6 protein-coding genes and 1 pseudogene are annotated in these 6,488 nt (G+C 63.4%); 3 read left to right on the plus strand and 4 right to left on the minus strand.

Annotated features, from left to right (window positions below):
- Positions 1 to 45 precede the first annotated feature (45 nt).
- Positions 46 to 265 (plus strand): annotated as a pseudogene (locus P0D73_RS26155) (phosphatidate cytidylyltransferase); the annotation flags it as partial.
- 63 nt (positions 266 to 328) lie between these two features.
- Here P0D73_RS26155 and P0D73_RS26160 read toward each other — a convergent pair.
- The 3 genes from P0D73_RS26160 to P0D73_RS26170 form a co-directional block, all read right to left on the minus strand.
- Complete coding sequence (locus P0D73_RS26160) at positions 329 to 1,144, minus strand: N-acetylmuramoyl-L-alanine amidase (RefSeq protein WP_408433363.1); 816 nt, start codon at positions 1,142 to 1,144, stop codon at positions 329 to 331.
- A gap of 287 nt (positions 1,145 to 1,431) precedes the next feature.
- Complete coding sequence (locus P0D73_RS26165; RefSeq protein WP_408176882.1) at positions 1,432 to 1,803, minus strand: hypothetical protein; 372 nt, start codon at positions 1,801 to 1,803, stop codon at positions 1,432 to 1,434.
- 111 nt (positions 1,804 to 1,914) lie between these two features.
- On the minus strand, positions 1,915 to 2,487 hold the full coding sequence (locus P0D73_RS26170) for a TetR/AcrR family transcriptional regulator (RefSeq protein WP_132374598.1): 573 nt from the start codon (positions 2,485 to 2,487) through the stop codon (positions 1,915 to 1,917).
- A 144-nt stretch (positions 2,488 to 2,631) separates the two neighbouring features.
- Between P0D73_RS26170 and P0D73_RS26175 the strand changes: the two genes are divergently transcribed.
- Complete coding sequence (locus P0D73_RS26175) at positions 2,632 to 4,503, plus strand: glycoside hydrolase family 15 protein (protein WP_408433364.1); 1,872 nt, start codon at positions 2,632 to 2,634, stop codon at positions 4,501 to 4,503.
- A 116-nt stretch (positions 4,504 to 4,619) separates the two neighbouring features.
- Positions 4,620 to 5,972: an MFS transporter gene (locus P0D73_RS26180; protein WP_408433366.1), complete on the plus strand. Its 1,353-nt coding sequence runs from the start codon at positions 4,620 to 4,622 to the stop codon at positions 5,970 to 5,972.
- A gap of 318 nt (positions 5,973 to 6,290) precedes the next feature.
- Here the strand turns inward: P0D73_RS26180 and P0D73_RS26185 are convergent.
- A partial coding sequence (locus tag P0D73_RS26185) for a hypothetical protein (protein WP_408433367.1) occupies positions 6,291 to 6,488 on the minus strand: 198 nt, incomplete at its 5' end.

Raw genomic sequence — 6,488 nt, forward strand, 5'->3', positions numbered from 1 at the left:
CGGCTCCGTCGCATTGGCGCTCACACCGGCTGCCGCCAGCCGCCGCCGTTCAGTTTCGGTGCGGCGTTTCTGATGTCGCTTGCGATCGTGCTGGCGGGTTTTTTTTGTCGGCGGACTGGTGCTCTCGGCCGTCAAGCGCTCGCTCGGTGCGAAAGACTGGGGCGCGATGATCGCGGGGCACGGCGGCGCGCTCGACCGCGTCGACTCGATCTGTTTTGCCGCGCCGGTGTTTTTCCACCTCGTGCGTTATCTGTACGTGCCGTAACCGAAAGCCGTTCTGGACTTTTACGCGTTTCGTCCTCGCCGCCGCGCGCGGACTCGACGCGCGTCAGCGGCAAGCCTCGATGCCCTTGCTGATTGCTTGCGCGATACGCGCGATGGTCGCCGGATTGCGCAGCCGGGTTTCCTCGTCGGGGTTCGCGATCACGCCGGCTTCGACGAGCATGGCGGGCATCGGCGCGGTTTTCAGCACGATCAGATCGTCGAAGCGATGAATGCCAAGGCGCTGATCCAGCAACGGCCGGTTCTCCCCTTTGATCGGCGTGGCGTGATACAGCGAGGGCTTTTCCCCTGCGGCCAGCATCTGTTCGCCGATGGCCTTCGCGCAGCGCCGGCTCTCTTCGTAATGCGGATTCAGTTGCGACACGAAGATCGCGTAGCCGCGATAGTCGCGGCGACGCCCCGCATCGATCCATGCCTGTTGCAGCGAGTCATGGTGAATCGACACGAACAGATCGGCGCCGGGGGAATGCGTCGAGCGATCCTGCAGCGCGATCTCCTTGCCGTCGGCGGAGGTGCGCGCGACGTGATCGCCATACGCTTGCAGGTCTTGCGCGACAGCCGCGCTCAGATCCAGGTTGTAGAGATATTCGACACGACCGCTTGCGCCGGTCGCGCCCGGCCGCTGCGGCGTGTGCCCGGTGTCGACGACGATATAAGCCGCCTCGCACGGAACGGCGCCCAGCGCCGCGACGGTAAAGCTGGCGAGGAGCGCGCGCCGTGTCCATGCGGCGTAACGCGAGGCGATAACCGCATGTTTCTGTCGTTTCGACGCCGTGATCACAATCGAATCCTTTTTATTGAGCTTCGGCACGCGGACTTTTGAAATGGCGGATTGCCTGCGAGTGCTTGCGCTTGCCTTCATTCAGCGCGCCGGCATTCATAAACGATGATATTCGCGGCGGTCTTAAACTAGAATGTGCGATACGTTTTTTTCGGCGGAAATGATCAAGCGGGATTTTAATCGAGCGAGTTGCTCTGCGGTTAATTTTCACTTGCACTGTATCGCGTCAGTGCGCCGCAATTGTTAATTTTTACTGTGGCAATGGGTCGCGAATAACGCGGCCGCGCATCTTTCTTTCCTTTTTCAAAGTTTGAAAATCAAAGGCGATCCAGAATTTACCGCACTCGGTTGGCCGATCAGGCTCGGTGCTAGAACTTCGGATGACATTCGAAACTCATGGACGACCCGTGCTCCGTCAGCCCTTGGACGCCGCTGACGGTTTCCGTCGTCACGCTGGTCTGCATACCGCGACGCTCGCAGTAATCGCGCGCCTCGTTCATGGCGTGCTCATGCGCGCGGGCCCAGGCGAGGCGTCCGCCGGTTGCGCTTGCCGCGACCGTATAAGTATTGGCTTTGCTGGTGGCGACCACGTCGCTGGAGCTGGCGCAGCCCACGAGGCTCGCGCACGCCGCCACGGCTGCAATGAAGGCGCGCGCCCGTCTCGACAAAGCGTTTCGCGCCGCGGGCGCGCCGGTTGCGCCCTCCCGTTCGGGCATGCGGCCTGAGACAGTATTGAACATGTATCACCTGCACATTTTTGCGGATTATCCAATCATGAAATTATCCGCAATCACGCGTAAGAGATCAGCCTCACCATCTGAAAACACTGTTGCTGGCGCCTAAACAATCGCTCAGGACGACGCCACCTTGCTCCGGCTCAGCATCAATTCGACCGCCTGCCAAGCGCGCTTTGCTGAAGACGGATCGTTGAACGCGCGCGCTTCGACCGTCGCGCCGTCGAGCAGCATCATGCACACGCTGGCGAAATGCCGCGCCGTGTCGGGCGGCACGATATCGCGCAGGATCTCGTCGATCCAGTCCACCATTTTCTCGCGGTAACGGATCGCGACTTCGGAGACCTTCGGGTAAGACGTGCCGAATTCGGCGAGCGCGCGCTCGAACAGGCAACCGGCGAACTCCGGCGTGCGAAACCAGGCTTCGTACCAGTCGAATATCGCTTTCACGCGCGCAAGCGGTTCGCCCACACTTTGAACACGCTGCCCCACGCTTTCGATGATGTAGTCGTAGCGCTGTTCCAGCACTTCCCTGACGAGATCGTCCTTGCCCGCGAAGTGCCGGTACAAGGTCATTCTGGCGACGCCCGAATCGTCGATGATCCAGTCCACGCCGACAGGGTGAAAGCCGTGCTTCGAGAAGAGTTCGGTGGCCTTGTCCACGACCTGCTGGCGCTTGCTTTCGCGCATCGATAGCTCCATGAATTCCGCCCGCATCTTAACATTCGGCGGCGTTCTTCATGCGCCGTACGGCCCGCACGAACGGCGCGGCACAGTCGTTGCTAAAGGGTTTCGTGTGAGCGCATCGCGGCTCGCTTCACGGAGTGTGCAGACATGCCCGATCACCGACCTATCCCACCGAGACCGGCACTGCCGACCGACGCGCGCGGCATGATCGGCAACATGAAAACTACGGCGCTCGTCTCGCTGCGCGGCTCGATCGACTTCATGTGCTTTCCGCGTATCGACTCGCCGGCCATTTTCGCCGGACTGCTCGAGCCGTCGCGCGGCGGCGCTTTCTCGATCGAACCCACGTTCGACACCGCCAACGTCAAGCAGATGTATCTGCCCGACACCAACGTTTTGCTGACGCGTTTCATGACGCCCGAAGGCGTGTGCGAACTGATGGACTTCATGCCGGTGCCCGAGGACGGCAGCGGCGCCAGCGCCGACGCGCCGCTGCCCAACTGCGTGATCCGCGTCGTGCGGGTCGTGCATGGGCGCATGGCGTTCAGGATGCATTGCGAGCCGCACTTCGACTATGCGCGCGGCTCGCACACGGCTCACATCGATAAGGAAGGCGCGGTGGAATTCCACGCCGCCGCCGACGCTGGCATTGAAGGCGGCATGCAATTGCGCCTGAACAGCACCCTGCCGCTCACGCTCGACGACGGCGCGGCGCACGCCGAATTCGAACTGCGCAATGGCGAGTCGGCCGGCTTCGCTTTCGGCGATGCCGAAGGCTTGCGAAAAAAGTCGTTCGATTGCGAAGCGGCGCTGACCGATACGATCCGCTTCTGGAGAAGCTGGTCAGCGCAATCCACGTATCGCGGCCGCTACCGCGAAGTCGTGATGCGCTCGGCATTGACCTTGAAGCTGCTCAGTTCCAGCGAGCATGGCGCGATCGTCGCCGCGCCGACTTTCGGCCTCGCCGAAGCGCTCGACGGTTCGCGCCGCTGGGACTACCGCTTCACTTGGATTCGCGACGCCGCGTTCTCCGTATACGCGCTGCTGCGCCTCGGCTATACCGGCGAAGCGCGGCATTTCATGACGTGGATTGCCGGGCGCAGCCGTCATTGCGACTCGGACGGCTCGCTGAGCGTCATGTACACCGTCGACGGCAAAGTGCCGCCTGAAGAAACCGAAATCGCGGCGCTATCGAACGAAAACGGCGTGGCGGGCGTGCCGCTCATCGGCAACGCCGCGCGCGATCAGATCCAGCTCGACGTGTACGGCGCGCTGCTCGACGCGATCTATCTGTACAACAAGTACGGCGCCGCGATCTCGCACGACGGCTGGCACGACGTCACGCGCACCGTCGACTATGTGGTCGAGCACTGGCGCGAACCGGACCACGGCATCTGGGAGTTCCGCAACGGCCTGCGGCCCCTGCTCCATTCGCGGCTGATGTGCTGGGTCACCGTGGACCGCGCGCTGCGTCTCGCGGAAAAGCGTTCGCTGCCCGCGCCGCTCAAGCGCTGGTTCGACACGCGCGACGCGATCCACGCTGATATCCACGAGCACTTCTGGAACGACGAACTGAACGCGTTCGTGCAGACGCCGGATTCGCAGCGGCTCGATGCGTCCGCGCTGATGATGCCGCTCGTGCGCTTCATCGGCCCAACCGATCCGCGCTGGCTCGGCACGCTCGACGCGATCGGCAGCGAACTGAAAGTGGACCCGCTGATCTTCCGCTACACGCGCGGCACGAAACTCGACGGACTGCTCGGCGTCGAAGGCGGCTTCAGCGCCTGTTCGTTCTGGTATGCGGAAGCGCTGGCGCGGGCCGGACGCGTCGATGAAGGCCGCCTCGTGTTCGAGAAGATGCTCGCGTATGCGAATCACGTCGGCCTGTTTTCCGAGGAAGTGGCCACCAGCGGCGAGGCGCTCGGCAATTTTCCGCAGGCCTTGACGCATCTCGCGCTGATCAGCGCGGCTTATCAGCTCGACCGCAACCTGGACAAGGTTCACGTTCCGTGGACCTGAGCACGCTGCATCACTTGCATCGTGACAGCGCAAAAATCTTCCGGAATCGGATTTCAGCGTCTAGTCTGTAACAACACCATTTAAACCAGCCGGACGCTGAACCGGAGGAGACATCGATGGAGCTCGAAGCACGCACTATGAAACGTGTAACGGTTCGGCTCGTGCCGTTCCTGATCCTGTGTTATTTCATTGCCTATCTCGACCGCGTCAACGTCGGCTTTGCTGCACTGCAGATGAACAAGGCGCTCGGCCTGTCCGCGAGCGCTTTCGGTTTTGGCGCCGGGATTTTCTTCATCGCATATTTTTTCTTTGAAGTCCCCTCCAATCTGCTGCTGGAGAAATTCGGCGCGCGCCGCTGGATCGCGCGGATCATGTTCACGTGGGGCATTCTCGCGGGCGCGATGGCGTATATCCCAGATATTGCGCGCTTCACGGGACTCTCCGCCGCGCACGTGTTTTACGGACTGCGCATTCTGCTCGGCGTGGCCGAGGCGGGCTTCTTTCCCGGCATCATCTTCCTGCTCACGCTGTGGTTTCCGGCGGCGTATCGCGGTCGGGTGGTCGGCTATTTCATGGCGGCGATTCCGCTGTCCACCGTGATCGGCGGCCCGATCTCCGGCGCCTTGCTGTCGATGGACGGCTTCGGCGGACTGGCCGGCTGGCAATGGGTCTATCTGATCGAAGCCGCGCCCGCGCTGGTGCTCGCGTTCGTCGTGATCTACTACCTCACCGACAAACCCGCCGACGCCACCTGGCTCGCCGCCGAGGAACGCGGCTGGCTGGTCGCGCGCCAGAAGCAGGAGCGCGCGCATCGCGAAGCGGTGCATGCTTTCAGCGTGAAAGAAGCACTTTTCAATCCGCGCGTGCTGGCCGTCGCGTTGATCTACTTCGGTGCGAACGCAACCAACTACGGACTGAGTTTCTTCCTGCCGCAGATCGTCAAATCGTTCGGGCTCACCAATCTGCAGACGGGCTTCGTGACGTCGCTGCCGTATATCGTCGGCGTGATCAGCATGGTGTTCTGGGGACGTCACTCGGACCGTAAGCTCGAACGCAAACGGCACGTGGCGATTGCACTACTGGTGGCGGCGGCCGGCATCGCGGCGGCGGCCGGGCTCGACAATCCGGTGCAGAAGATGATCGCGCTGTCGATCGCCGGGTTCGGCATCTTCGGCTGCCTGCCGGTGATCTGGACCTTGCCGGCCGCGTTCCTGTCAGGCGCGGCGGCGGCGGGCGGTATTGCAGCGGTCAACTCGCTCGGCAATCTGGCGGGCTTCTTCGGACCGTACGCGATGGGCTGGATCAAGGACAGCACCGGCGGCTTCGGCGCCGGTCTGCTGTGTCTGTCGGGCGCCGGTCTGGTTGGAGTCGCGGCCGTGCTGTTGCTGCATCACGATGCTTCGCTCGAAGCGGGAGCGGGTTTTTCGGACCCTGACGTGGCGAGCGGGAGCGAGGCGGTGAGGTCGTAGGGGCCTGGTGCCGCGGCTAATGCGGATTGCGTGGACCGCCGCGTCCGTGGGAAAGCGCGGCGCGCGCATCCGTGCCTCTGGAAAGAGATGCGTCGCTCAGACGCATTTGTGGAAAATGCCGCGCGAGTTGAGCCGTGCTTATGGAAAGAAACCGCACGAGCGCAGCCACGCCTGCGGAAAGCGCCGCGAGTCTTGTCGCGCTGGCGAAAGCGCCGCACGAACTCAGCCGCGTCGATGGAAAAGCGCCGCACGAGCTCAGCCGCGCCTGCGAAAAGCGCCGACCCGGCTCAACCGCGCAGCGCGGCCAGACCACACCGCTCACGGCGAGCCGCGTCCGCCCGTCGGCGTTTCCGGCAGCGCGTTAGCCGGACTGCCGGCATCCGGCGGCACCACATCGTCCGGCGTGGGCGTCGGCGCCAAGGCCGGCTCACCGCCGCCGCGCGCTTCACCGTCGACCGCCCCGCTCGCCGCCCCCGGCGCGGGACCCCGCGCCGGCAGCAACGGCGGGTGCGGCGA

This window comes from Paraburkholderia sp. RL18-101-BIB-B (genome assembly GCF_046026985.1).
Taxonomy (GTDB): Bacteria; Pseudomonadota; Gammaproteobacteria; order Burkholderiales; family Burkholderiaceae; genus Paraburkholderia.